The 26,588-nt window shown below is 61.1% G+C and carries 23 protein-coding genes and 1 pseudogene; 17 read left to right on the top strand and 7 right to left on the bottom strand.

The annotated features are described in order from the left end of the window. Positions 1–110: 110 nt before the first annotated feature. From CIT31_RS14240 to CIT31_RS14230, 3 genes are read left to right on the top strand one after another with little or no spacing between them, the layout of a single operon-like run. Entirely contained in the window at positions 111–1,283 is a 1,173-nt protein-coding gene (locus CIT31_RS14240) for a glycosyltransferase (RefSeq protein ID WP_095519080.1), read from the top strand. Further along, positions 1,280–2,110 carry a WecB/TagA/CpsF family glycosyltransferase gene (locus CIT31_RS14235; protein WP_095519079.1) on the top strand — a complete coding sequence of 277 codons (831 nt, stop codon included), beginning with the start codon at positions 1,280–1,282 and terminating at the stop codon, positions 2,108–2,110. Before CIT31_RS14240 ends, CIT31_RS14235 begins: the two co-directional genes overlap by 4 nt. Next, complete coding sequence (locus tag CIT31_RS14230) at positions 2,107–3,030, top strand: DUF6492 family protein (RefSeq protein ID WP_095519078.1); 924 nt, start codon at positions 2,107–2,109, stop codon at positions 3,028–3,030. The genes CIT31_RS14235 and CIT31_RS14230 overlap by 4 nt, the downstream gene beginning before the upstream one ends. A gap of 117 nt (positions 3,031–3,147) precedes the next feature. Here the strand turns inward: CIT31_RS14230 and CIT31_RS34210 are convergent, their stop codons facing one another. After that, positions 3,148–3,300 (bottom strand): hypothetical protein, encoded by a 153-nt coding sequence (locus CIT31_RS34210; RefSeq protein WP_165778438.1) that lies wholly within the window; start codon positions 3,298–3,300, stop codon positions 3,148–3,150. 99 nt (positions 3,301–3,399) lie between these two features. Between CIT31_RS34210 and CIT31_RS14225 the strand changes: the two genes are divergently transcribed. Genes CIT31_RS14225 through CIT31_RS14210 form a run of 4 tightly spaced genes read left to right on the top strand, consistent with a single transcriptional unit; the run spans position 3,400 to position 9,136 of the window. Beyond that, positions 3,400–4,950, top strand: a complete 1,551-nt coding sequence (locus CIT31_RS14225; protein WP_095519077.1) for an AbgT family transporter — start codon at positions 3,400–3,402, stop codon at positions 4,948–4,950. Between the two features lie 51 nt (positions 4,951–5,001). After that, on the top strand, positions 5,002–6,204 hold the full coding sequence (locus CIT31_RS14220; RefSeq protein ID WP_095519076.1) for a M20/M25/M40 family metallo-hydrolase: 1,203 nt from the start codon (positions 5,002–5,004) through the stop codon (positions 6,202–6,204). 46 nt (positions 6,205–6,250) lie between these two features. Beyond that, positions 6,251–8,086 (top strand): SLC13 family permease, encoded by a 1,836-nt coding sequence (locus CIT31_RS14215; protein ID WP_095519075.1) that lies wholly within the window; start codon positions 6,251–6,253, stop codon positions 8,084–8,086. A 6-nt stretch (positions 8,087–8,092) separates the two neighbouring features. After that, positions 8,093–9,136, top strand: coding sequence for an AI-2E family transporter (locus CIT31_RS14210; protein WP_095519074.1), 1,044 nt, complete (start codon positions 8,093–8,095; stop codon positions 9,134–9,136). A 28-nt stretch (positions 9,137–9,164) separates the two neighbouring features. Here CIT31_RS14210 and CIT31_RS14205 read toward each other — a convergent pair whose 3' ends face one another. Both CIT31_RS14205 and CIT31_RS14200 read right to left on the bottom strand, forming a co-directional pair. Then, the gene (locus tag CIT31_RS14205; protein WP_133116152.1) at positions 9,165–9,506 is read right to left on the bottom strand and encodes a hypothetical protein; all 342 of its coding nucleotides are present in this window, start codon (positions 9,504–9,506) and stop codon (positions 9,165–9,167) included. 37 nt (positions 9,507–9,543) lie between these two features. After that, positions 9,544–10,059 (bottom strand): DUF1269 domain-containing protein, encoded by a 516-nt coding sequence (locus CIT31_RS14200; RefSeq protein WP_095519072.1) that lies wholly within the window; start codon positions 10,057–10,059, stop codon positions 9,544–9,546. A gap of 369 nt (positions 10,060–10,428) precedes the next feature. On the opposite strand from CIT31_RS14200, the pseudogene CIT31_RS35115 reads away from it, so the two are divergent. Beyond that, positions 10,429–10,580, top strand: a pseudogene (locus CIT31_RS35115) (amidohydrolase family protein); the annotation flags it as partial. 84 nt (positions 10,581–10,664) lie between these two features. Continuing rightward, positions 10,665–11,867, top strand: coding sequence for a succinylglutamate desuccinylase/aspartoacylase family protein (locus CIT31_RS14190; protein ID WP_095519071.1), 1,203 nt, complete (start codon positions 10,665–10,667; stop codon positions 11,865–11,867). A gap of 63 nt (positions 11,868–11,930) precedes the next feature. Here the strand turns inward: CIT31_RS14190 and CIT31_RS14185 are convergent, their stop codons facing one another. Together CIT31_RS14185 and CIT31_RS34205 are read right to left on the bottom strand one after the other, a co-directional pair. Beyond that, complete coding sequence (locus tag CIT31_RS14185; protein WP_095519070.1) at positions 11,931–12,215, bottom strand: glycine zipper 2TM domain-containing protein; 285 nt, start codon at positions 12,213–12,215, stop codon at positions 11,931–11,933. A gap of 194 nt (positions 12,216–12,409) precedes the next feature. Further along, a complete protein-coding gene (locus tag CIT31_RS34205; protein ID WP_165778437.1) occupies positions 12,410–12,727 on the bottom strand; it encodes a hypothetical protein in 318 nt (105 codons plus the stop codon). A 146-nt stretch (positions 12,728–12,873) separates the two neighbouring features. On the opposite strand from CIT31_RS34205, the gene CIT31_RS14175 reads away from it, so the two are divergent. The 3 genes from CIT31_RS14175 to CIT31_RS14165 all read left to right on the top strand — a co-directional run bounded on the left by CIT31_RS14175 (position 12,874) and on the right by CIT31_RS14165 (position 15,313). Then, positions 12,874–14,538 carry an alpha/beta hydrolase gene (locus tag CIT31_RS14175; protein ID WP_095519068.1) on the top strand — a complete coding sequence of 555 codons (1,665 nt, stop codon included), beginning with the start codon at positions 12,874–12,876 and terminating at the stop codon, positions 14,536–14,538. Between the two features lie 68 nt (positions 14,539–14,606). Beyond that, positions 14,607–15,014 carry a YbaY family lipoprotein gene (locus CIT31_RS36040; RefSeq protein ID WP_095519067.1) on the top strand — a complete coding sequence of 136 codons (408 nt, stop codon included), beginning with the start codon at positions 14,607–14,609 and terminating at the stop codon, positions 15,012–15,014. Next, entirely contained in the window at positions 14,924–15,313 is a 390-nt protein-coding gene (locus tag CIT31_RS14165; RefSeq protein WP_095519066.1) for an META domain-containing protein, read from the top strand. Before CIT31_RS36040 ends, CIT31_RS14165 begins: the two co-directional genes overlap by 91 nt. 50 nt (positions 15,314–15,363) lie before the next feature. On the opposite strand, the gene CIT31_RS14160 is transcribed toward CIT31_RS14165, so the two are convergent. Together CIT31_RS14160 and CIT31_RS14155 are read right to left on the bottom strand one after the other, a co-directional pair. Further along, positions 15,364–16,431 (bottom strand): helix-turn-helix domain-containing protein, encoded by a 1,068-nt coding sequence (locus tag CIT31_RS14160; protein ID WP_095519065.1) that lies wholly within the window; start codon positions 16,429–16,431, stop codon positions 15,364–15,366. Between the two features lie 428 nt (positions 16,432–16,859). Then, a complete protein-coding gene (locus CIT31_RS14155; RefSeq protein WP_095519064.1) occupies positions 16,860–18,155 on the bottom strand; it encodes a lipopolysaccharide biosynthesis protein in 1,296 nt (431 codons plus the stop codon). A 778-nt stretch (positions 18,156–18,933) separates the two neighbouring features. Between CIT31_RS14155 and CIT31_RS14150 the strand changes: the two genes are divergently transcribed. From CIT31_RS14150 to CIT31_RS14130, 5 genes are all read left to right on the top strand, one after another. Then, positions 18,934–20,826 (top strand): GumC family protein, encoded by a 1,893-nt coding sequence (locus CIT31_RS14150; RefSeq protein ID WP_425350610.1) that lies wholly within the window; start codon positions 18,934–18,936, stop codon positions 20,824–20,826. A 122-nt stretch (positions 20,827–20,948) separates the two neighbouring features. Continuing rightward, positions 20,949–21,848 carry a bifunctional methylenetetrahydrofolate dehydrogenase/methenyltetrahydrofolate cyclohydrolase FolD gene (gene folD, locus CIT31_RS14145; RefSeq protein WP_095519382.1) on the top strand — a complete coding sequence of 300 codons (900 nt, stop codon included), beginning with the start codon at positions 20,949–20,951 and terminating at the stop codon, positions 21,846–21,848. A gap of 110 nt (positions 21,849–21,958) precedes the next feature. Next, complete coding sequence (locus CIT31_RS14140) at positions 21,959–22,966, top strand: GlxA family transcriptional regulator (RefSeq protein WP_065009265.1); 1,008 nt, start codon at positions 21,959–21,961, stop codon at positions 22,964–22,966. Positions 22,967–23,083: 117 nt separating this feature from the next. Next, positions 23,084–24,745, top strand: coding sequence for a vWA domain-containing protein (locus CIT31_RS14135; protein WP_095519061.1), 1,662 nt, complete (start codon positions 23,084–23,086; stop codon positions 24,743–24,745). Positions 24,746–25,476: 731 nt separating this feature from the next. Beyond that, the gene (locus CIT31_RS14130) at positions 25,477–26,541 is read left to right on the top strand and encodes an ABC transporter substrate-binding protein (protein ID WP_133116151.1); all 1,065 of its coding nucleotides are present in this window, start codon (positions 25,477–25,479) and stop codon (positions 26,539–26,541) included. Positions 26,542–26,588 lie beyond the last annotated feature (47 nt).

Genomic DNA, 26,588 nt, shown 5'->3' with positions numbered 1-26,588 from the left:
TCACCTTTCGCGGACGAGCCGGCAAATCCGCAACGCCGGGCCACCAAATACCTTCACTTAATCAACGTTTCACCGCGCTTTGCTAGCTGGGTCAGCACTGGATAGGTGAGATGCATCTGCTGTTCGCCACATCGATCGTGCCCGACGGGGCTCTTGCCTCGGGTTATGAGATCGCCAATGCCGCGATCATCGCCGCGTTGCGGCGGGCCGGTGTGCGCGTCACAGTGATCGGCTTCACCTGGCCGGGCAAGCCTGCGAGCGATCCGCAAAACACCATCGTGCTCGGTGCCGTCGATGTGCGCACCGAAAGCGCGTCATCGTTGCAAAAGCTGGCTTGGGTCGCAAAGGCGATGCTCTCCGGCCTCACTTTCGCGTCGGTCAAGCTGCGCGTGGTCACCGACAGCGAGGTCCGCGCCGCCGTCGAACGCGCCGGCCCTTTCGACGGCTATGTCTTGAATTCCGTGCAGTTCGCCGGCGCCTTCGAAAGGCTGTTCGCCGACCGGCCGTCGATCTTCGTCGCCCACAATGTCGAGCATCGTTCGGCGCAGGAGAACGCCGCTGCCGCGGGCGGCCTTTTGCAGCGCCTGTTGTTTCGCCGTGAGGCCAGGCTGCTTAAGGCCTTGGAAGAACGACTCTGCTGCCGGGCACGCTTCGTCCTCACGCTGGCCGAGGAAGATCGCTCAGCACTCGGCGTCGCCTTCGACGACCGTTCGGCGGCGCTGCCGCTGGTGACTTGCGCCGGAGCGCCCGTGCAAAACGAACCGCGCCGTATCGATTGCGACGCGGCGCTGATCGGTACCTGGACCTGGCAGCCGAACCGCATCGGCCTCGACTGGTTCCTGAAAAAAGTGGTGCCGCATCTCAGGCCCGATTTCCGGGTCAGGATTGCCGGCGGCGCGCCATCGGGCCTCACGTCCGCGCATCCCGGCGTCGAGTTCGTCGGGCGCGTGCCGGACGCGCAGGCTTTCGTGCGGGGTGCCGCCGTCATCCCGCTGATCAGCACCTCCGGCAGCGGCGTGCAGCTCAAGACCGTCGAAACCTTCGAACTCGGCCTGCCTTCCGTCGCCACCAGCCATTCGTTGCGCGGCATCGACCATCGCCCGGTCAATTGCGTGGTGACCGATGATCCGGTCGCCTTCGCCGGCGCCCTGGAATCAGCAGTGGCCGATGTCAGGGACGTCGACGGCAGCGCTTTCCACCGCCGGCAGGTGATGGCGCTCGATGCCGCAATCAGGCTCGGCCTGGAAAAGCTCGGGCCCGTCAGCCAGGAGGTGTTTGCATGAATATGCACACCGCCCGCGCCGCTTTCGGGGTCGACACTTTGAAATCGATCCTGGGCATCTCGGTCCTCGCCATTCGCTGGGACGATGCGGTCGCGCTGCTGGCCCGGTCGATTGCAGAGCGGCGCTTCACCAAGGTCACCTTTCTCAACGCGCACAATGCCAATGTCGCCTATACGGACCCGGTCGTTGCCGAGGCGCTCGACGATTTTCTCATCCTGCCGGACGGCGTCGGCGTCGATCTGGCGGCGAAACTGCTTTACGGAGCGTCGTTTCCGGACAATCTCAACGGCACCGATTTCATCCCTGCCTTCCTGCAGGCGTCCGCCAGGCCGATGACCGTGGGGCTGCTCGGAGCGACCCAGGTCAACGCCGAGGCGGCGTCGAGGAAGCTGGCAGCGCTCGCGTTGCAGCACCGGTTCGTGGTCATCCATGACGGTTATTTCTCTGCCGCCGAGGAGCCGGCAATCGTCGATCGGATCGCCGGATTGCGGCCGGACGTGCTGCTTGTCGCCATGGGGGTGCCGCGCCAGGAATTATGGATCGCGCGCCACATCGACGCGCGCCACTGCACGTTGCCGATCGCCGTCGGCGCGCTACTCGATTTCCTGAGCGGCATGGTGCCGCGGGCGCCGCTGTGGATGCGCCGGCTCAGGCTCGAATGGCTGTTTCGGTTGTGGATCGAGCCGGGCCGCCTCTGGCGCCGCTATGTGGTCGGCAATCCGCTGTTCCTGTGGCGCGTCATTGGCCAGAAATTCTTGCGCAGGCCCGCTCCTGCCAAAACTCGCCCCAGAGCAGGCCCCAGAGCAGGCACCGGAGCAGATCATTGAACAACCGGTTCGTGCCGAGCCCTAATGCCGAGGCCGATTTCCTTCCCCGGACGCCGACGGCGGCGGTCGTGACGGCAAGCTATGCGCCGGATTTGGAGCGCTGCCGCCTGCTGTGCGACACAATCGACCGCTATGTTTCCGGCGTGGCGCACCACTATATTCTTGTCGAGCATCGCGACGTGGCGCTGTTTCGTCAGCTGGAGAACAATTGCCGCACCATCGTCGACGAGCGGGACCTGTTGCCGCGCTGGCTGCATGCCTTCGACGATCCGCTCAGCCTGTTCCGCCGGCGCATCTGGCTCAGCCTGAAGACCATGCCGTTGCGCGGCTGGCATGTGCAGCAGCTTCGCCGCATCGCGATATCAGCGCACGCCGGCGAAGACGTGCTGATCTTCTGCGATTCCGACGTGGCGTTCTTAAAACCTTTCGACTGCAGCGCCTTCTGGCGCGACGGCAAGGTGCGGCTGTTCCGCCGCGACGGCGTGCTGTCCGGTGACGGTCATGAGGAGCATCGCATCTGGTCGCGCAATGCCGGCTCGGCGCTCGGCATCGAGCCATCGGAGGTTTCGACCCACGACTACATTTCGACGCTGATTGCCTGGCGTCGCGAAACCGTGACGGCGCTGTGCGCGCGGATCGGGAAGATCCATGGCCGCGACTGGGTCGAAATCGTTGGTGCGGCGCGCAAATTCTCCGAATGCATGATCTACGGCCGCTATGTCGACGACGTGCTCGACGGCGCCGGCCATTTCCATGGCTCGGAGGAGTTCTGCCGCGTCCACTGGACGGGCGAAGCGCTGTCGGATGACGAGTTCCGCCGTTTCGTCGCCGCCATGGCGCCGCAACAGGTGGCCATCGGCATGCAGTCGTTCATCGGCACCGATGTCGGCCGCATTCGCCGCCTGATCGGGCTCGATTAGTCCTTGGGGTCAAAGCGCGATCACCTCGACCCGCTTCTGCATGACAATGCCGGACCGAACCCCCAAAAGTATTCATGCATCCCGGCTGCTCATGGTCTTCGAGAACCTTGACCGAGACTAGCAATTGCCGCCGCCCTTGCACATTTGCTCAAAGTCCAGAGTCTGCGCTGATCGTTCCAATCCTTGTGTTTCATTTGTCAGGGCGATCGGCGTGAAAGACTTACGGGCGATTTCGGGACAGGCGGCCAAGGCTTTGGATTCTGCGCTCATGACTCCTCACAGTAGAGGACTAAGCTCAAAGCCCATTTGATCTGAGTATTGCCCGGGGGGGGACTCGCTGCAGCGGGTCCAGCAGAGAGGAAGGCCGAGATGCCCACCGCGAATGCGGCTCCAAAAACCGCAATGCAAAGATTTCTCGACGCAGTCGAAAGAGTGGGGAACATGGTTCCTCATCCGGTCGTCATTTTCCTGATCCTGATTGCAATCGTCATCGTCTTGTCGGCGCTCCTGAGCACTTTCGGCGCCGCGGTGACGTTCGAACGCATCAATGCGGACACGCATGAGATTGAAACGGCAACCACCGAGATCCGCAGTCTGCTGGACATTGAAGGCATACGCTTTCTGTATGCGTCGCTCATTCCCAACTTCATGAGCTTTACTGCGGTCGGGCTGATGATTGCAGCAATGGTCGGCGCCGGCGTGGCGGAGGAATCCGGGCTGGTCACTGCGCTGATCCGAAAGCTCGTAGTCGTGTCACCGGCCTGGGCCCTGACCTATATCCTCGCCTTCGTCGGCATCATCGCCAGCGTTGCCGCCGACGCGGGTTATCTGGTCCTGATTCCGCTGGCCGGTATCGCTTATCTCGCAGTCGGGCGTCACCCGCTTGCCGGTCTCGCCCTGGGTTTCGCCGCGGTGGCAGGTGCCTTTACAGTCAATATGCTTATCAAGCCGCTTGACGCAGTGCTGGTCGAATTCACGAACGATGCGGCGCATCTCGTCGACCCCAACAGATCGATCGGCTTGGCCTCGAATGTCTGGTTCTCCATAGCATCCGTGCTGTTTCTGACAGTGATCATCGCGTTCATCTCCGACCGCATGATCGAACCGCGGCTCGGGGTTTACAAGCCCGAGAAGTCCGTGGATGGAACGGTTCCCGATCAGAGTGCGGGACTGTCCGAAAGAGAATCCCGCGGATTGCGCTATGCCTTATACGGGCTGATCGGCCTGATCCTCGTCTTTTGTTTCCTGACACTGCCGTCTTGGGCGCCGCTGCGAAACCCCGAAACCGGCGAGCTGATCGGCAACTCGCCCTTCATGAACGGCCTGATCGCGCTGATCATGCTGATCTTCCTGGTGACCGGCTGGTCGTACGGCATCGGAGCCGGCACGCTGCGCACCCTGACCGAGGTCATCGGCGCGATTGAAAAGTCGATCAAGAACCTAGGCGGGACGATCTTTCTGTTCTTCGTGCTCAGCCAGTTCGTCGCTTACTTTACCTACACCAACATGGGAACGGTTATGGCGTTGAGCCTGTCGGGTGCGCTGCAAGCTGCAAACATAGGCGCATTGCCCCTTCTGCTCGGCTTCATCCTCGTGGTCGCGATCATCGATCTGCTGTTGACTGGAGCAATCGCGAAATGGGCGATTTTCGCTCCGGTCTTCGTACCTTTGCTGATGAAACTAGGCGTCGAGCCGGAAGCTGTTTTGGCTGCTTATCGTGTCGGTGACTCACCGATGAACGCGATTACCCCGCTCAATGCCTACTTTGCTCTCGTAGTTGGATTTGCCCAAAAATACGACAAATCCGCAGGCGTTGGCACGATCGTATCGCTGATGCTTCCCTACGTCCTGTGGATGTACGTCCTGTGGACGGCACTCTTCGCGGGTTGGCAGGCGTTTGGCCTGCCATGGGGCCTGTAATGGCTGATCCAGCACGATGCGAAACAGCACCCAAACCCTGGAGGAGGTAACATGAGCGAAGTTCCGATTCCCCTCGATGTCGCTGCCGCCGAAGAGCACCTGATGCGGTTCCTTTCGATCGAAGGTGTTACCGGATACGAGGCCAATATCGCGGCGGCTGTCAGTGACGCACTGAAGGCCGTTGGCGTGCCAGCTTCGGCAATCCGCTTCGATGACGCCAATACCCGCATTGCGTTGCCAACCGAAACTGGCAATCTGATCGTAGATCTGCCTGGGACGCGCAGCGCACCAAGGCTGCTTTTCTCCACCCATCTTGACACAGTGCCGCTGTGCGCCGGGGCGAAGCCCCGAAGGGAAGGCGATCGCATCGTCTCCGACGGCACAACAGCACTCGGAGGCGACGCTCGTACCGGTGTGGCGCTTCTGGTTGTGCTTGCCGAAACGCTCATCAGGCACAAGCTACCCCATCCGCCGATCACGCTGCTTTTCACGGTACGGGAAGAGAGCGGGCTTCACGGAGCGCGCGAGTTGAACCCCGCCGATCTCGGTGGCCCGGTCATGTGCATCAATGTCGATGGGCAGCTCGCCTCCGATCTGATCATCGGCGCGGTCGGACAGGAAAACTGGGAAGTCGAGATCAAAGGCCGCGCGTCCCACGCTGGCGTGGCGCCCGAAAAGGGCATATCGGCGACGCTGGTAGGAGCGATCGCCTTGACCGAGGCGTGGCAGGCAGGCTGGTTCGGCAAGGTTGTGAAACCCGACGGCCGGGGAACCAGCAATGTCGGCATTTTCGGCGGAAGGGATGGAAAGCCTGCGGGCGATGCAACCAATGTCGTCACCGACTACGCATCCATCAAGGGAGAGGCTCGCAGCCCCGAGGCAGCTTTCGCAACGAAGATCGCCAAGGGTTACGCAGATGCCTTCGGCAAGGCGAAGGGGCAGGTCAGAGATCATGAGGGCCAGACGGCAGAAGTAACGTTCAGCCACCAGACCTCCTACCCTCCTTTCAAACTCGCAGAGGACAGCCCGGTCGTGACGCGCGCCATCAAGGCGTTGAAGATGCTGGGCATCGAGGCCAGCTGTCTCTTCTCCAATGGCGGGCTGGATGCAAATTGGCTCGACAAACATGGCATCCCTACCATCACCATCGGTGCGGGCCAGGCCGAGATCCATACCATCAAGGAATACGTGAACCTTGCCGAATACGAGAAGGGCTGCCGCCTGGGCGTACTTATGGCGACACTGGAAGAGTAGCAGTCATGCCGCGGGTCGGCCGTAGGGCCGGTGAGGAACCAAGCGATTGAGCCCCATAGCGTACACTGCCACCATCATCGCAGCCGTCGTCGTCCTGTTCGTCTGGAACCGGCTGCCAGTCGTCGTTGTCGCGATGGCGACGGCCACCGCGTTGTGGGCAACCGGCGTCCTGACGATTGATCAGGCGCTCGGCGGCTTCGGTGATCCCGCGGTGATCTTCATAGCCTCCCTCTTCATCGTCAGCGCCGGCCTCGACGTGACAGGCGTCACCGCCTGGGCCGGGCAACTTCTGATCCGTGGCGCAGGCGAAGAGAGCCGCGCCCGCCTGCTGCTGCTGACGATGAGTATGGTCGCGCTCCTTACGGCGCTGATCAGTGTCAATGGCGCCGTGGCTGCACTCCTGCCAGTGGTGGTCGTCATCGCCGTCCGCCTGAAGCGAAATTCGGCCCAGTTGCTCCTGCCTCTCGTTTTTTCCGCGCATGCCGGCTCGAAGCTGGCTCTGACGGGATCGCCAGTGAACGTCTTGGTGTCGAACGCGGGCAGCGACGCCGGCGTGGGCAGCTTCGGTTTCTTCGAATTCGCGCTTGTAGGCTTGCCGCTGCTGGCAGGAACAATGGCCATCATCATAGTGTTCGGAAAACGGCTCCTGCCCGAACGCAATGGCGCGACCATGCCTGCCGACTTCAGCCGCCATGCGAAGACGCTCGTCGAGCAATACGGCCTTGCCAGCGGCGTCTACCAAATGCGCGTGCGCGCAAGTTCGCCGTTTATCGGCATACCCGCGTCTGCGATCGAGTTGGCCACCTATCCCGACCTGCAAGTCGTCGCTGTTCAGGAGGGTGAAACGGCCAGCCCGCTTCGCAGACCTGTCATCGCTGAGGGGGATCACCTGCTGCTGCGGGGCGACGCCGAGTCGGCCGCTGCGTTCGCTGCCGACAAACACCTCGCATTTAGCGAGTCGGCGGCGCCAGGGCAGGGAGAGGAGACGCTGTTCAACCGCAGCTCGGGCCTCGCCGAGGTGGTGATCCCGCCACGCTCCGGCCTTATTGGCCAGAACGTTTTCCCGGGCATGGTCACCGAGAGCGGCGACCTGATCGTCCTTGCCGTGCAGCGCGCCGGCGCAGAGGTGGTCGCCACCAACGCAACACGAGATGCAGGAGGTATCGTGTTGCAGGCCGGGGACACGATGCTCTTGCAGGGAACGTGGAAAGCTCTCGACCACCGCCTGAAGGATCCGGATGTCCTGGTCGTCAATTCGCCCGAACTGGTGCGTCGTCAGGCGGTGCCGATGGGGCCGGGTGCCCGCCAGGCCATTGCCATTCTGATCGCGATGGTCGTGCTCCTCGCCACGGGCATCACCCCGCCAGCGGTAGCCGGCCTGCTCGCCGCCGGAGCGATCGTCCTGTCGGGGATCATGAGTGTCGAGCAGTCCTACCGAGCAATCGATTGGACGACGGTGATCCTTGTCGGCGCGATGATGCCGCTGTCCACCGCCATGGTTGAGACAGGCGCCGCGAAACTGATGGCAGAGCATCTGGTGTCGCTGGTCGGCGACGCCGGTCCCATTGCCCTGCTCGCCGGCCTGTTCGTGCTGACTGCCATAATGGGGCAGCTCATCAGCAACACCGCGACTGCTCTCATCGTTATCCCGATCGGGGTCGCAGCCGCGCTAACCATGGGTGTTTCGCCCCGTCCCGTGCTCATGAGCACCGCCGTGGCGGCGGCCGCAGCATTCCTGACGCCGATCGCAACCCCCACGAACCTGATGGTCATGGGTCCGGGCGGTTACGCTTTCGGCGACTACTGGAAGCTTGGTCTACCGCTCATGCTCTGGTTCTTTGTCGTGGCCGTGCTCATAGTGCCGATGATCTGGAGATTCTGAATTGCCATGAATGCCCGCTGGGTACCGGTACTGCTGGGCATCATCTGCGCAATTCTCCTGCTGGCCGCGCTCTATTTCGCCGACGCGATCATTGCGCCGGTCGCCTGCGCCCTCTTTATCATCGCGATCGTCTGGCCGGTTCAGAAACGGCTGCAGGCACGCCTGCCGCAGCTTCTGGCGCTCGCCATTGTTGTAACGCTGATCGTGCTTGTCTTCATCGTGTTCGCGTCCGTCGTGGCCTGGGGTTTCGGTCGGATCGGCAGATCCATCATCGCCGAGACGCCGCGGCTTCAAGTGCTCTACGAACAGGCGACAGCCTGGCTGGAGACGCATGGGATCGCCGTTGCCGGCCTGTGGGCGGAGCATTTCAATGTGCGCTGGGTTGTGGCGGCGATGCAGAGCCTGTCGGCACGGCTGAATACGACAATCTCATTCTGGATCGTGGTACTGATCTACGTGCTGCTCGGCCTGCTCGAGGTCGGCCCGCTGGCGCGCAAAATCCCCAGCATCGTCAGCGGCGAGGCTGCGCGCATCCTGATCGTCGGCGGCGAACGCACAGCCGCCAAGCTGCGCCGGTACCTGGTGATCCGAACGATCATGAGCGTTGCAACGGGTGGCATGATCTACGTTTTTACCCTGGCGCTTGGCCTGCAGCTTGCCACGGAGTGGGGCGTCATCGCCTTCACTTTGAATTTCATCCCCTTCGTCGGCCCGTTCGTCGCAACGCTGCTGCCGACCTTCTACGCGCTGGCCCAGTTCGAATCCCTGTATTCCGCACTGTTCGTCTTTGCCTGCCTCAATCTCATCCAGTTCGCGATCGGCAGTTATGTAGAGCCGCGTTTGGCCGGCAAGGCGTTGGCGCTGTCGCCCTTTCTCGTGCTGTTTTCTGTCTTCCTTTGGATGTTCCTCTGGGGTCTGTTCGGCGCCTTCATCGGAGTTCCGATAGCAATCGCCGTGCTGACCTTCTGCGCCCAGTCTCCCTCGGCCCGATGGCTCGCCCAGTTGTTGGGCGCCCCCGACGATGAGGTGGAAAGCGCCCAGGGTGGATAGGGACAGTAAGAGCAGCCAGCCCCGGAAATTAACCTTTCACGCGGGCTCGGATTAGACCGAGAACAGTCATCAGAACGACACCGCCAAGCAGGCCCGATACGCCGACCCCGATCAGGACGGCAGGGGTAAGCCCGCCCAGCCCGCGCATGACGGAATCGGCGGCGTTTTCAGCGTGCCCAACCAAGTGGCCAATGCCGGGAATCTGCGCAGCTACGAAGGTCAACGCAAAACCTCCGGCCATGCCGGCCAGAACGGCTGCAATCTTGGTAAGTTCAAGGCTGGGCCACCACCACCGCACAGCGAGTGCCCCCGCGGCGCCACAGAGTATCTCGATGGCGATGGCTATGACAGTTTCGGTCGGGGACAACACTCACTTTCTCCAGCACGAACGGGAGCGGCGATGCCGCCTACGCCGACGGCGCCGAACCGGCTTCTGCGGAATGGCGCTTGAGGGCGTCGCGCAGAACCTGCTCCTTGGTTTCGTCGAGCGAGGTCTTGAGGACGATTCCACCGAAGCCCTGGATCTGCTTCAGAACCTTGTCTTCGGTCATCTCCTGGATAAGCAGGAAGAGAGCGGCATTGCCCGGCGCGATGCTTGCCGACAGATCTTTCATGAAGGCATCGTTGATACCAACATCGGTCAATGCGCCTCCAAGCGCACCCGAAGTCGCGCCGACCGCCACGCCTATAAGCGGATTGAGAAACAGAACCCCGATGAGCAACCCCCAAAAGCTGCCGGACACCGCGCCGGTGGCGGTCGTGTTTATAAGCTGGTTCAGCTTGACTTTTCCCGCCTCTGTCCTGGTGGCGATAACCGCGTCGCCAAGCCTGATCACATATTCCTTCTGCAATCCGAGCAGGGTCTGACGGACCTCTTCCGCCTTCGCTTCGGTGGGATAAACAATTACGATGAGGGTTGACATGTAGGCTCCTGCCGAGGGCTGCGTAAAAAGTGCTGCATATTGTAGGGCATCAAGCGCTCGAATAAATCAGCCGGGAATCCTGCTGTTGTGCTCCATGTCTCTGTTTTGACTGGCGTGCCGGGATTCGATTGACTCGTATCAAATCCGTTTTCAATCTTACCCCAGCCTTGGCAACTGTCTTAGCCGCACGCTTCGGTTATGCCGGGCGTCGCTGGCGAAATCGGCGATAGGCCGGGAACAGAGAGCGCTTTGGAGAATATCGTCCGATGTAGGACGAGAGGCACAGTTTTGGAATTCTGGGCCAATGGCAAGGCGGCCAGAACACGCTATCGTCAACAACGGAAGCGGAAGCATCCTAAGCTGACCGCTCAAGCCGAAGCGACCTTGACACGCGGATTCACGACGATCCACGACCTTGGCGGTCCGGGATTTTCGAGCTGAAGCAAGCAATCGACGAAGGCATCGTTGCAGGACCGCGAATTTATGCTTCAGGTGCCTTCATCTGGCAAACGTCGGGGCACTGCTCAGATGTCGATCAAGCCAAGTCATGAAATGACAGGAAATTAAGTGTCCGTCATCCTAACCTAGATTCAAAGGACTTGATCATGTCGGAGATTTCCAAAAAAGGCCTCGACCGTCGCGATCTGATAATAGCATCCATCGCGACGGTTGGCGCGGCGGCCGCGCTCGCGGCCAATGCCGGTTCTGCCTCTGCCCAGGACGCGACGGCTCCCTCTGCCGGCGCGGCGCCCGGTGCTCAGGGCACTGCCTACACCGGCGATGTGATCCAGGGGAAGAAGGTCGTCAGCGCGCTCGACGTCGCCGATTTGGAGCCCGGGCAGAAGCACCTCTTGTATTTTCGGGGGGTTCAGATGCCCACAGGACAGCACTGGTATGTATCTGTGACGGTCGCCAAGGGGGCAAAGCCGGGCAAGCGCGCCGTCCTTACCAGCGGTGTGCATGGCGACGAAATGAGTTCCATGCATACGGTCCAGACCGTGATGAACCAGCTCGATCCGGCTGAGATGTCGGGCACGGTCATGGCGGTCACAGACGTGGCACGCCCGGCCGTTGAAAGCATGCAGCGCAGATGGCCCAATTTTGGCAGGGGCCCGGATCTGATCGATACGAACCGGGTGTGGCCCGGGAACGAGAACGACATAACCGCGCCCAGCCGGCACGCCGGGCTGGTGTTCAACCGGCTGCTGCGGCCGAACGCCGACTTCGCTATCGACTTCCATACCGGAACGACCGGATTCGAGGTCAGCGCATTCAATATTGCCGAGATGGACGTCCCCGAGATCAAGGCGATGGCGGAGCTCTATCCCATCGGTCAGATCTTCGACAACCCTACATATCCCAATGTCCTCCATAACGCGTTTAACGCCGCGGGCATCCCGTCCTTTTGCCCGGAGATCGGCGCTGCCCGCCACCTGGACCTCGAGATGATCGCGCTATTCGTGGAAGGCACGATGAACGTCCTCAAGCATCACGGCATCGTGGCCGGTCCAATTGGACGCACGGGCAAGGACGTGACCGTCTTCGTCGGCAACAGTGCGTTCCCGATCATTGCCACCGCGGGCGGGATCGTCGAGCATCTGGTCAAGCTCAACGACAAGGTCGAACCCGGACAGAAGGTGGCCATCCAGCGCAACAGTTTCGGCGAAGTGGTTGCGGAATATACAAGCGGCGTGGCCGGAGAAATAACGGGCCAGCGCAGCGATGTAATGTCCGAGCCCGGCAATCCCCTGGTATTTATCCTTTTTCACAAGGCGGCGCCGAACGGCGTTGAGACTTATCCAGAGTGATCTGAGTGGCCACGAGCACGGCATACGCCAAAAATCGGACGATCATTCTCTTATAGGCCGAACCTAGCAGCGAGCAGCACAGATTGTTCCGTCACTACGCTGGAAACGACAATAGCGCGCACCCTGTGGAGCAGATGCCGTCCCAACCACAGCGCCTAGAAGGGCTCCAGCGCCAGCCCCAGCCACCGTGCTTCGAGTGTTGCGTCCAATTGCTTGCCCGGCCAAAGCTCCTACTCCAGCTCCTACAAGCGCGCCGGTTCCTGCTAGCTGTTCTTGTTCGGTGGCGGCGCAACCAGCAAGGACCGCAACAAGCAGACAAAAAGCAATTTTGCTCTTTATCGCGTTCATCTCACTACTCCTCGAACGTGACTGTCAGTTGAGCCTATTCGTTGCAAGGCTCGCGGTGAGTCCAGGCGACTGCGATAAACCCCTGCCACATTGTTATGAATGTAAATGTCTCTGCGAAGTGTCATGAGCATGGAATCCAAAACATTGTCCGTTCGTCCCTAATTTAAAGGCTGACCATGCCTTTTCTTGACAATTCAACCAATCACGATTGATGTCAGGCAAGCACGTTGACACGGAGAATATTGATGCGTCGTCTTTTGTTCGCATGCTTTGGCCTGGCTTCCAGCTTCTTCGTACCTGTAGCTTCGCCAATCCCCGCTCATGCCGTCACGATAAACATCGAAATCGGCACGAGCCTCAATAATGGCCGTGCCATCACTTGTCGTGATGGCGAGCGAATCTTGCGCAATCGCGGTTTCAGAGACATTCGACGCGTCGATTGCCGCGGGCGGTTCTTCGTGTATCGCGCCAGGCGCGGCCTCGGCCGATTCGAAATTGCTGTCAGCGCACACAATGGCCGCGTCGTTGATCTACGTCGGCTTAGAAGGTGACCTTCGAGCTCTCTTCTGGAGGGCAACAGCCGCTGCACCGAGCTCACGGACAAGCTTTTTGGCACAGGCGTTCACGCTGGCTGTTCGTACCGATGAGGGCTGATTGAGTGCGCGCGACACAAAGCAGGTTCGAACACTCATTCCTCACCCTGGGAATACTCGCGGCGACTCTGTCGTTCGCGGCCTCCCTGACGCCCAGCCTTATACCACGATCCTACCTGGTCCAGGGTGTGCTTTCGGGACTTTCGGCTGCTCTCGGATACGGCATCGGCTTCGTCGCTTATTCGCTGTGGACCTATCTCGAATTGCCGCAGCTAGGGGACCGAACCCTGAAGGCGACGAGAATTGCAGTCGCCGGCACATGCGTTGTGATTGCCGTCGTCTTCCTTTGGAGAACTCTGGAATGGCAGAATTCGATTCGCGTTTTGATGGATCTCGCTCCGCTGGACACCGCGAGTCCGCTCAAGACAGGGATTGTCGCTGCCGTCGTATTTGCGACATTCATGCTGTTGGCACACCTCTTCAGGCACACCTTCCTGGTGTTCTCCGGCTGGCTTGGGCGCTTCGTCCCGAGGCGGGTCTCTCATCTTGTCGGCGGCCTGCTGGCGGTCGCGCTGTTCTGGTCGGTCGTCGAGGGACTGGTCTTCAGACTGACGCTTAGAATCCTGGATTCTTCGTTCAAGCAGATGGATGCTCTCATCGAAGATGACCTCAGCAGGCCCGCGCAATCGATCAAGACGGGAAGCGCGGCTTCTTTGCTGTCATGGGAAGAACTCGGCAGGCAGGGCCGCAGGTTTGTCAGTTCCGGTCCGACAGCGGCAGAGATAGCCACTTTCTTCGGGGAAGGGGCCATGGACCCTATTCGGGTGTATGTCGGAATGAGTTCGGCCGACACTGCGGATGAACGCGCGAAGCTGGCCTTGCAGGAATTGAAGCGTACCGGCGCGTTCGAAAGAACCATACTGATCATCATCGTGCCGACTGGTACTGGCATGATTGATCCGGCTGCGCTGGACCCGGTTGAATATCTTCACAGGGGCAATGTCGCGAGCGTCGCAATGCAATACTCTTACCTCGCCAGTTGGCTATCCCTCCTGGTCGAGCCGGACTACGGCGCGGAGGCCGGCGACGCGCTGTTCCAAGAGGTCTACACCTACTGGTCTTCGCTTCCGCGCGACGTCCGCCCGAAACTCTACTTGCACGGCCTAAGCCTCGGGGCGATGAACTCTGAACAGTCGGCGAACCTTTACGATGTCGTCGCAGATCCGTTTCAAGGCGCGTTGTGGAGCGGGCCACCCTTCGCAAGCCGCACCTGGCGATCCGTTACCGACGGCCGCAATTCCGGATCGCCCGAATGGCTCCCCCGCTTTCGCAACAGCTCGATCTTCCGGTTCACCAATCAGAACGATGCCTTGGACATTCCAAACGCAGAGTGGGGACCGATCCGGATAGTCTACCTTCAATACGCCAGCGATCCGATAACCTTCTTCGACGTCGCCACGCTTTATCGAGAGCCCGATTGGATGAAAGAGCCGCGCGGACCCGACGTATCGGAGCAGGTTCGCTGGTATCCGCTTATCACGATGCTGCAACTGACGGTCGATATGGCAATAGCGACGACGTCTCCAATGGGCTACGGCCACGTCTTTGCACCGCAGCACTATATCGATGCGTGGCTGGCCGTAACCGATCCGCCGAGCATTACACCTGAAGACGTTGCTCGGCTGAAGGTCCTTTTCATCACGCGCGGGGCGACGCCTGTCAGCGGATAAATCTCAGTTTTGTTACAAAATAGGAGAAAAGCCGTGAAGCTGCTGTCAGCCCTTGTTGCCGCAGCCATGTGCTGCCTAGCGTCGCATGGCGCGTATGCTACGGATGTGAAACTGTCCGGCAGCGCCTTCTACCGGGAGCGGATTGCGCTACCCTCAGATTCCATTCTTCTTGTGGATTCATAGATTTGGCCAAGCCAAAAACCGCCCTAGCCACAACCACGGTGGCGCCGGCGGGACAAGTTCCCATTGCCTTTGGCCTGGTTGTCGATTCAAGCAAACTCTCGAACGGAGTGGCCTATGCGATACAGGCCCGCATTGAGGTCGGCGGCTCCGCCTGGTTCGCCAGTGCCGAGCCGACACCGGTCGATCTGGCGAGAGCGGGAGAATGTTTTCAATCCTCCTCGTTCAGGCGGGCAGTAAGAACGCAGAGGAGGCTTCCGGCGTCTCTCTGGCAGGTACCGAATGGAGGGTTTTAGAGCTGGACGGCAAGAGCGCCGATACGAACGTGACGTCGACGCTTGTTTTTGATGCTGATGGCGCCGTGAGCGGCAATGGTGGCTGCAACGCTTTTCGCGGCGACGTCGACATAGAAGGTACGACAATGAAATTTGGCCGGCTGGCATCGACAATGATGGCCTGCGAAGATGCCAAGTCCGTTCAAGAGGCGGTCTTCCACGCAGCGCTTTCGCAAACTGCAGCGTATTCGGTACAGGATGGAAATCTGATGCTCGTCGATGCTGCAGGTAAGACCGTCGCTCGCCTGGGAGCGGTGTGAGGCGGTTAAGTTGACGTTAGCGCGGACTTGTCCCGCCGTGGTTAGTCCGGTCAGGTTCCATCTACAGTGCGGAGTAGCTGGTAAAGCGTTTGCGGCCCTTCGTGTCGTGCCTGGCATTGCTGCGCCACGACGAAGCCATCACTCGCCCAACCTATATCCCGTGCTTCCTTCGGTGAAATGCCGAATTCGTGCCTGAACGTTCGACTGTAACTGGAGGCATCGACGAAGCCCCATTGCTCAGCGATCCGGGATATAGACCGCGTATCGCCAATGTCGGAGAGCGCGTCCCGCGTTCGCAGTAGCCGCTGCTTCCGAATGTAAGAAGCTACTCCCCCGAGCGGCTCGAAAATTCTGTATAGCCGGGAGCGGGACACGCCAAGTTCCGCGCACAGTGTTTGGGACGTCAGTTTGCGATCCACAAGTCTGCCGTCAATCATCCGTCGCGCTCGGCCTAAAAATGTCGCATCGACCGGGGTTTGGGCTTCTATCAAGCGATCTTGGGAGGGCGCGAGGCATACGGCCACAAGGTTTCGTGTTGCCTCGACGACGTATGGTATCTCCGGCGACTGCAAATCCGCCAGCGACCGGTTGAGAAGAAACAGGTAGTCTGCCAACAGCTTACCGAGCCCTCCTTCGAACTTGGCATCCAACATTCGATGGAGCCCGGCAGTCGAGGTAAACAGGTCGTGTGGGATGAAGAGCGTAAGGACCCCGTCGTGATTGATTTCTCTATCGAACGGACTAGCCAGGCAGTGCAGCTCAGGCACAGCTTTCTCGCCTTTATGCCACTCACCCGGCAAGCAAAACGGCAGGGTGACATACCAATGGTCAAGTACGGCATTTTTCAGATGCTTCTGGCGATGAGCATGATTTTCGCCCGGAAGCTTAGTTCGCATAAATGCGAGTCTATCCAGGTTCCACACCGTTTGGCGGGCCGGAAAGGATTGAGGACAATCCCGCACGACTGATAAGTCCATCACGCCTCGATTGGCGAAACGGAAAGCCGGAAATTGCTCGTCAGGCTGAAAGCTAAAGGTTGAAAAATCAAGAGAATGCGTAAATTTCGCATTCTTACTTTTGTGCTCTTCGAGCGATTGGAGCGCGGAGTCTTGATACATTAGATGACTCTAAATTACCGTTGCTCCGCGCAATTTCCAAACAATCATCAACTTTTTTGTACCATATCGTACCACGCACAAGCCTCAAAGACAAAATTGACTGAGCGTGTGAGCAATTGTCCTTGAATTGGGCCTGGTGGCTCGATGCTTGCGAAACGGCCAATCTTTTGAAAAAAAACGAAACTAGTAGTTTCGGCGTCGGGAAATGCTGCAGGGATTCATACGAAAGCTTTTCATGCGTGATCTGCACGGAGCGCGGAGCTAACTCCGTCCTTACCAACGGAGCTTCCGGGCGCACTGTGCAGTGGCGGATCAAAGGCCGTTCTTGTTCGACGGCTCACCCGTGAATGATAAAGTTATGGAATGCGGCGGGTCGGGGTTGGCCCGCCCGTATCTCGATCCTTGACAGCCAGTCCCGATGTTTGCCCTTAGACCGGCTTGGCCGGCTTGCGCATCGCCGAATAGGTGAGCAGCGTCGAGGCGAGATAGAGCAGCAGGAAGACGACATTGAGCGACAGCACCAGATCCGGCGTGTCCAGGATCGTGGTCAGCACATAGGTCAGCAGGACCGCCTTCAGCCCGGCAAGCAGGGCCAGGTTGATCGCCCGCACCAGTGTCTGGCCGCGCGCGAACAGGAGCTCGGCCTGGTATTCGACCAGATTGCGCAACCCAGGCACACAGATCGCCAGCGCCACCAGAGGGGCGGCCTCCGCGACATTCTTGCCCAGCGCGTTGGGGAAGAAATGCAGCACGATGGCAAGCGCCGCCAGCGCCAGCGTCGAGACCAGGAACACGCCGCCTTCTATGCCGCTCTTGACCGCCAGGCGCGACAGGAGTTCCGGCGCCCGCATCATGCGCTGTACCAGCATCATCGAGAAGGTGCGGATCGGGATCGCGGTCAGGTCGACTAGCCGCATGATGATGGCGTAGATGCCGGCGAGGTGCGGCCCGCCGATCGCCAGCACCAGCAGCTTGTCGAATTCCATCTGCAGGTAGAACAGCACCTCTGCGCCGGCGACGTAGATGGAATCGGCGAGCCGCCTGATATAGAGCGCCAGCCGCAGCCGCAGCCTCTGGCGCGGATAGAAAAATGCGAAGGCGAGCAGCAGCGAGGCGGTGTTGGCGCCGATATAATACCAGGACCAGACACCTATGGTCGGCTGCGCCGCGAACATGAACAGCACGGCGCCGAGCGCCCGCAAGGCCGTCGCCAGGATCGTCAGCAGGGCGGCGCGGCCGAACTTGCCGAGCCCGTTGTTGACGATCAGCGCGACCTCGACCGGCCGCCACAGCAGCGCCTCGGCAAACACGATCGCCGCAAAGACCGATAGCGGCACGGTGCTGGCAAAGAAGACCAGGTAGACGCCGTAGGAGGCGGCAGCCAGCAGCGGCAGCGATATCGCGCCAAGCAGCAGGAAGCCGGCCGTGAAGGTGCCGATCAGATTGGGGCGGATGGTAGCAGTTCGGTAAAGCGCCGAGATGAAACCGAAGGCCAGGATGCGTGACAGCATCACGCCGGCCGCCGAAGCGGTGGCGAACATGCCGAACTCGGCGATGGACAGCGTGTTGGCCAGCGCGATGAAATAGGCCAGCGAAAACACCAGCCGCCCGCCCGCGCCGCTGATCGCCGAAAGATAGTCGCGAACCAGCCCCCGTCGCTCGGCAACGAAAGCGCCGATCCGGGCGAGGGGCCGCCTTTGCGGGATGTCACCAGCCTGAGTCATGTGTCGGAGACAGCATAGGCTGGAAAGTTTAACGCGCGGTTCGGAACGCTTTCGTTGCGTTCAAGAAAGACACAACCGAAGAGGGAAACCTCGTCTTCAAGGCAGGGAAATTAACCTTTTGTTTCCTATGCTTGTTTAGCGTGGCTTAACGAATGGCTGACCGCGCGCGTCCAAGCCGCCAAGGGCAAGCTCCACGATAATGGTCGACAGGCAAAACCGTGAAGATTGGAGGCGCGAGCGGTCCTTGCTGGCGCTCGGCCGGGCGATGCGCGGCGAAGAAGAAGCTGAACCATCGCTGGTTTCGATCGGGGATCGGGCAGACCCGTCATGGCGCGAAGATGCCGCGACGCGCCATCGTCTCGCGCGCCTGCGCCGCGAGGGGCGAGCGCAACCGGAACTCTCGGCAACCCCGGAGCCCTCGGCGATTCCGGAACGCCCGGTAACTCCGGAATTCTCGGCAAACGATGAAACAAGCCAGTTTCAAGCCGAGGATGCATCCGCTTCGGCCGCCCGGATATCGCCAGAGGCGGACGAGGCCGTTGAAGCGGACCGTGCGGAAGCCAGGCCGCGGGAGGAGCCGGTTTCTCCCGGTATTTCCGAGGACCGCCGTTCCGATGCCGATACTCGATATGCCGCGTTCGATCCTCGATATGCCGCGTTCGATCCTCGATACGCCGCGTTCGATCCACGATATGCGACGTTCGAAGCTCGATACGCCGCCGACGAGCAGCGGTCTTCCCGCGAGGATGACGACGGATGGAAGCCGTTGATCGATCCGATGCAGGTCGTCCGCGGCATCGCCAGGTCGAAGCTGCTGATCGTCGCCATGACGATACTGGGCGCCACGCTTGGCGTCGCGATCGCGCTGTCGACGCCGAAGAAATACGAAGCCACCGCAGAGCTGATCGTCGACCCGCGCGACCTGAAGCTCACCGACCGCGACCTCACCCAATCGGTGGTTGCGTCCGACGCCACGCTGGCCATCGTCGAAAACCAGGTTCGCGTGCTCACCTCCGGCACCGTTCTCAACAAGGTCGTGGACAAGCTCAATCTCGTCAACGATCCGGAGTTCAACGGGCAAGGTTCCGACGGCCTGGGCGTGATGACGCTCATCCGATCGATCCTGTCGCGCAATGACGGACCGGGTGCCATTGAGGGCCGCCGCCATGCGTTGGCCGTCGGCAATCTGGCGGAGAGCCTTTCGGTCGAGCGCGGCGGCAAGACTTTCGTCATCTCCGTCAGCGCCACCACGCAAAATGGCGAGAAGTCGGCTCTCATCGCCAATACGATGACGGACGTTTTCCTGCAGACCTTCGGTCAGATCCAGTCCGACACCGCTGGCCGCGCGACCAACGAACTGACGGGCAGGCTCGATGAGTTGCGCAAGGGGGTTGAGGCGGCCGAGCGCAACGTCGAGGATTTCAGGGCCGCGCACGACCTCGTCGACGCGCAAGGCCATCTGATCAGCGACGACGAGATGCTCAAGCTCAACCAGCAGCTTGCCATCGCCCGCGCACGCACGCTGGAACTTAACGCCCGCGCGGCGTCGGCGCGCTCGATCGACGTGAATTCGGTTCTGAGCGGCACCTTGCCGGAGGAGATCAACTCCAACACGATGAGCGAGTTGCGCTCGCAATATGCGACGCTCAAGCAGGAGGCCGACCGCGCCGCGATCCGGTTCGGGCCGCGCCATCCCGAGCTCCAGGCGCTCAATGCCCAGCTTGCCGGCTCGCGCGAGCGTATTGCCGGGGAACTGCGCCGCATCGCCTCGTCGCTGCAGGTCGACCTCAGGCGCGCCGTGCAGCTCGAACAGGATCTGGCCTCCCGGCTGGCGCAGTTGAAGGTCCGCAGCGGCGACGTCAACAGCGATCTGGTCACGTTGCGCGAACTGGAGCGCGAGGCCGCCGCCAAGCGCTCCGTCTATGAACAATACCTTCTGCGCGCCAAGGAAACCGGCGAGCAGAAAGACATCAACACCGCCAACATCAACGTGATCTCCAGGGCCTTCGCCCCGCTCGAGCCGAACGGACCGTCGCGCGCCGTGACGGTGCTTGCCGGCCTGCTGGCGGGCCTCGCCTCTGGTGTCGGCCTTGGCGCCATGCGCGGCGCCTATGCGAGCCTGCGCGATACCGCCAATTCGCGGCCGCGCCGCCGGACGGACGAGCGCCGTTTTGAAGACAAGGCATACCAGGCGTCGCCGCCGCCCGTTCCCCCAGTCGAGGCCACCAGGCATTCAGGTTTTATTAATGCGCTGCTGTCGGCGGTGAGCAGGATCGTGCCGCGCAAGGCGCGCAGCGAAGCCTCGCGTTCCAGTGACTCACCGGCCAATGGCGCATCCGCAGTCGCCGGAGGCGCAAAGCGGGATCCGGTCAAGCAGCAAGCGATGTACCCGGCCCCGCCTATGCAGGCGTATGCGCAACCGCCGATGGGCTATCCCTGGCAGATGCAGCCGCCGCCGGCCGGCTATCCCTATCCGCCGGCCATGACGCCCCATGCCGGGCCTTATCCGCAGCAGCAGTCCGCCTATCCCCGAGCCTCGTCGGACGACGCAAATCAGGCTTCGAAAGCCGCCGAACAGCAAGCCTCCATCGAAGAAATCCGAGCCAGCCTGCGCGAATTCCGCGAAGCGGTTCGCGAACTCACCGAAAGCCGATCGCGGCGCTATTTCTGAGCGCCGGATAGAATAAAAGCCATCGGTTTCGAGTTAGCGGCATAAGACGGCGCTTTGACGGGATTGCCGGGTCGGATTTTCGTGAAAATGCCGCCCGAAGTAGAACGATGCTGAGGGTGTTCATGGCCGAGTTGATTGACGGAAAGAACGTCGCCGAAGACGTGGTGCGGCGCGTCAAGGCCTTGACGGCCGAACTGTTGGGAAAGGGCGCGCTGAAGCCCGGTCTCGCAGTGGTCATCGTCGGCGAGGATCCGGCGAGCCAGGTCTACGTCGCCTCCAAATCCCGCACCGCCAAGGAATGCGGCTTTCATTCGGTCCAGCACACGCTGCCGGCCGAGACCTCCGAACAGGAACTGCTTGATATCATCGGCGAACTCAACGCCGATCCGGCCATCAACGGCATCCTGGTGCAGCTTCCGCTGCCTAGCCATATCGACGCGGGCAAGATCATCCAGACCATCGCGCCGCAAAAGGATGTCGACGGCTTCCACTTCATCAATGTCGGCAAGCTTGGCACCGGCGAATTGGAGACGGCGTTCGTGCCTTGTACGCCGGCCGGCTCGATGCTGCTGATCGAGCGCGTGCGCGGCAAGGATCTTTCCGGCCTTAATGCGGTGGTCGTCGGCCGCTCCAACATTGTCGGCAAACCGATGGCCAATCTTCTGCTTGCCGCCAACTGCACCGTGACCATCGCGCACAGCCGCACGAAGGACTTGGCTGCACTGGCGCGCACCGCCGACATTCTCGTTGCAGCTGTCGGAAGACCTGAAATGGTCAGGGGTGACTGGGTCAAATCAGGCGCCACCGTCATCGACGTCGGCATCAACCGCATCGCGGCGCCCGAAAAGGGCGAAGGCAAGACCCGCCTCGTCGGGGACGTCGCCTATGCGGAAGCGGCGACGATGGCCGGCGCCATCACGCCGGTGCCTGGCGGCGTCGGACCGATGACCATTGCCATGCTGATGGCCAACACGCTAGCTTCTGCCTATCTCGCGGCCGGATTGAAACGGCCGTCTTTCTGAATCTGGAAAGCCGCAGCTTTGCCGAACCACACTGTTCCCCGAGCATTTTGCAGCCAAGTGGGATCACTTGGCGTTGCATAAATGCGGCTGAAATAAAGAGATAGAGCGGGATGCCCCACTCGACCCAAATGCATCCCGCTCTAGAGCGGCCGGTCGCGAACGATCTTGTTCAAGGCGGCCGGCAGTTCGGGTTCCTGCTGGTCGACAAGTTTTCCATGTTCTCGCTGGCCGCCGCAATCGACACGTTCCGGTCGGCGAACCGGCTGCTCGGCCACGACTTCTATGGCTGGACGACGGTGTCGGCCGACGGCGATGCCGTCATGGCTTCCAACGGCCTGCCGCTCAAGATCGACTATGCCGTCGCCGATCTGCCGCCGGTCGATATCCTTTTCGTCTCGGTCGGGCTGACGACCGAGTTTCCCGGCAAGAGCAAGGTGTTGGCGGCCCTGCGCAGCTGGGGCCGGCGCGGCAACGCGCTCGGCGCACTGTCGGTCGGCTCCTATCTGCTCGCCGAGGCAGGCCAGCTCGAAGGCTATCGCTGCACCATCCACTGGGAAAACCGCGCCGGCTTCGTCGAGCGGTTTCCCGACATCAACTGCACCGGCAATGTCTTCGAGATCGACCGCAAACGCTACACCTGCGCCGGCGGCACCACCTCGATCGACCTGATGCTGGAGATCGTGCGCGGCGATTTCGGCTCGGGCCTCGCCAACGGCGTCGCCAACCAGTTCCAGCACGAGCGCATCCGTTCTGCCGGAGACCGTCAGCGCGTCGGTCCTGAGCGCGACCTGACCGGCAAATCGGAAAAGCTGCGCCGCATCGTCGAGCTGATGGCCGATCATCTCGACGAGCCGCTGTCGGCGGTGCAGCTCGCCAAGTCGGCCGGCTTGTCGGTGCGCCAGGTCGAGCGGCTGTTCCTGCGTCACCTCACGGTGACGCCCGGCCGCTATTATATGCGGCTCAGGCTTGAGCGGGCGCGCGAATTGCTGCGCCAGACCAACATGCCGATCCTCGACGTGGCGATCGCCACCGGCTTCACCTCACACTCCTATTTTGCCCAGAGCTATCGGCTGCAGTTCGGCCGGCCGCCTTCCGAAGAGCGTCGCACGACGTATTGAGTGGTTTGGCTCAAGGCTTGTGGCCGACCCTTCCATGCCCGGCGTTCGGGCTTGTGTCCCGACGCGGCGTCAAATAGCTTCCCCGGACTGGCGGCCACTGACTGGGGGAGAATTTTCATGGCGGGACTTGCGCGGGGCGTCGCTGCGGCCGCCCTCCTGTTGGGGATGACGACGCTCGGCCTTGCCGCCGACCGTGTCGTCATCGTTCTCGACGCTTCCGGCTCGATGTGGGCGCAGATCGACGGCAAGCCCAAGCTCGAAATCGCCCGGGAATCGCTGCGAACGGTGCTGCAATCTGTCCCCGCCGATAGGGAAATCGGCTTCATGGCCTATGGCCATCGCGAGAAGGGCAGTTGCGAGGACATCGAGCTCATCGTGCCGCCGCAGGCTGGCTCGGCAGCTGCTGTTTCCGCTGCCGCCGACAGCCTGAAATTCATCGGCAAGACGCCGCTGACATCAGCCGTCAAGCAGGCCGCCGAGGCGCTGAAATACACCGAGGATAAGGCCACCGTCATCCTCATCACCGATGGGCTCGAGACCTGCAAAGGTGACCCTTGCGCGCTCGGCAAGGAACTGAGTGCTGCCGGTGTCGATTTCACCGTAAACGTCGTCGGCTTCGGCCTGACCGCGGACGAGGGCAAGCAAGTCGCTTGCCTCGCCGACAACACCGGCGGCAAATACATCCAGGCGTCCGACGAGCAAGCCCTACAGGACGCGCTGGTCGAAACCATCGCCGCCGCACCTGCACCGGCGCTCGAATCAGCGCCTGCGCCGCAGCCAGCCCCCGAGCCGGAAAAGCCGGAGTTCAACTTCATGCCGGCCGTGGTGCTCGCCGAGGGCGGCGATCCTGTCACCGAGGGCAATTCCTGGGAGATCTACAAGGCGAGCTCCGACGGCACCCGCGGCGATTACGTCACCACCGAATACGGAGCCTACAAAGGCAATCTGGAGCCGGGCGGCTACATAGTCGTCGCAAGCTATGGCGAAGCCAGGACCGAACAGAAGATCACGGTCGAGGCGGGCCAGGTCTACAAGCCCCTTGTCACGCTGAATGCCGGCACGCTCATCATTCATCCACGGCCAAGTGAGGGGGCGGACGTCGCCGATGGTGCGGCTGTCGTGATCGCCTATCCGGGCGTCGCTACGCCCGCGACCTATTATGGCGACACGAAGGTCGTGTTGCCGGCCGGCGACCAGAAAGTGACGGTCAGGATCGGGCAGGGCGAAATCACCGAAACCATCCCGCTCACTGCCGGCAGGATCGTCGACAAGGATATCATCGTCGGCGTCGGCCATGTCGTTGCCAACGCCTACTACATTGCTGGCGGCGACAAGGCCGACGGTTCGGGCATCGGCTTCAAGGTGTTCAAGGCAAGAAGGAAGATCGACGGGACGAGGCAAGAGGTGGCTCATGCCTATGGTCCCGACAGCAAGTTCGATCTGCCGCCCGATGACTATATACTGACGGCGACGGTCGACCTTGCCGTCGTCGAGCAGCCGTTCAGCGTCAAGGCCGGTGAGCATCAGGATCTGAAGGTCGCCATTAATGCCGGCGTGCTGGCGATCACCGCGCCAGGGGCCTCGAAGATCGAGATTTTCGATCCGAGGAAGGACATCAACGGCAACCGCAAATCGCTCGGTTACGCCTACGACGAGAAATATCAGGCGGCGCTGCCGGCCGGCGACTACGCGATCGTCTCGGAGAGGTTGGACAACAGCTCGAAGGAAAGCACGGTGACCGTCAAGGCCGGCGAGCGAGCCGAGCTGACGGTGCAGTAGGGATGCAGTTCGGCGCCGATGTCGATTGCTCGCGACGGCCTTGAAGGCGCAAGGTATCGAGGCGATCGACTGATCGTTAAATAAGCATAGGCCCGACAATTGCCGAGCTTGGCCTTATGCGGCCGGCGCTGTGGTCGTACAGATCGGACTGGCATTCGCATTTCTACCTCGCAGGCAACGTCGACGCGAACTGGTCGGCTAAACGTCCGAAATGGGTGGCCATTCGTCTCGTCGATCGGAACGAGCAGGTAACGCCAGGGACCCCGTTATGTCTGTCGAATGACCGGCGTGGGGCCGAGAGCGGACTGGCAGCTTTGATGCTCGGATCGTCAGAAGCGGACCGGCGCGGGCATCGACGTGATTTGACCCAAGGCGGTCATTCCCGAACCGTCCGCCCAAGGTCTGAATCGATTATCAGGGCGGACGTTCAACGCCCTATTGTCGAAGGTCTCTTCGCAAGAAGAGACTGTGCCAGCGCGAGGTCGCGACCGGTAGGCTGACAGATGGGCTAGTCTGGCGGAACTGCGGCAGCGTAAAGGATAGTCGTTTGAGGCTGAGTGAGCTTTACCCTCGCTACGCGCGCCAATCGGGAGTATAGTTGCGTATCGCTGGCTGGGACCTCACGGGGCCGGCGACTGAGAGCGCAAGACTCCCGCATCAGACTGGGCGCGCTCCAACCTGCAGCTGTTCGGCGCGCCCACGAGACTATCTGCCTCTGCCGGAACCTCTTTTTGCTCGGTTCCGACCGGAATTGTCGTTTGCAGTTCGGGAGAGGAAGCGATCCCATGCAGATCATTCAAAATCGCCGCACGTTCCTGGCCGGCTTGACGGCGGCCGGCGGAGCCCAACTCTTCAACATTCGTCCATCCAAAGCTGCGCGGGAGCCGCCGCCGGAAACGACTTCCGTCCGTCTGGGGCGGTGGATCGATGGCTCCTACTGCTGGGCGTCGCTCTATCTCGCGGGCGAGTTGATGCGCGCCGACGGATTGACCGATGTCCGCTACGTGCAAGGCGACACCAACGTCGACAACACCGAGTGGCTTACCGCCGGCGTCACGGATTTCGATTTTAACATGCCGTCGATGCACATCCGGAGCATCGAATCAGGGGCAAGTATCAAAATCCTGACCGGCGTGCACACAGGCTGCTGGGAACTGCGGGGCAATGACAGCGTCAACGGCATTGCCGACCTAAAGGGCAAACGGGTCGGGATTTGGGCGTTCAACGACCACCCGCATGTCTTTCTCAGCTTGATGATCAACTATGTTGGGCTTGATCCCGTTCACGAGATCGAATGGGTGTTAGGCATCTCTCCGATGCAGGATTTCATCGAAGGCAAGGTCGACGCCTTCCTCGCCGGCATCACCGAGTTGCCCGGCCTCCGCGCGAAGAAGATCGGCCACACGATCATCAGCAACGCCGTCGACCGGCCCTGGTCACAATATTACTGCTGCATGGTCGCCGGCAGGACTGATTACGTGGACAAGTACCCTGCTGCGACCAAGCGCATATTGCGCGCCATCCTGAAGTCCATCGATTTCTGCGCGTCGGATCCGGCATCGGCTGCGCGCGAACTCGTCGATCGAGGCTTCCTGCCCAGCTATGACCTCGCTCTGATAACGCTGAAAGAGGCCCAGCACGACAGGTGGCGAGGTTACGATTCCGAGGATTCGGTCCGCTTCTATGCGCTGCGAATGCAGGAGACGGGCATGATCAAGTCGAGCCCGCAACAGATTATCGCCCAGGGAACAGACTGGCGCTTCCTCGACGACTTGAAGCACGAGCTGAAACTGTGAGCGTGTGGCCGGCACTCAGTGCCGTATCCACGGAAGGGAGCGTCCAA

This window comes from Mesorhizobium wenxiniae, assembly GCF_002284535.1.
GTDB lineage: Bacteria > Pseudomonadota > Alphaproteobacteria > Rhizobiales > Rhizobiaceae > Mesorhizobium > Mesorhizobium wenxiniae.
The sequence above is the reverse complement of the archived record's forward strand: the minus strand, read 5'-3'. Positions and strand labels throughout refer to the sequence as shown.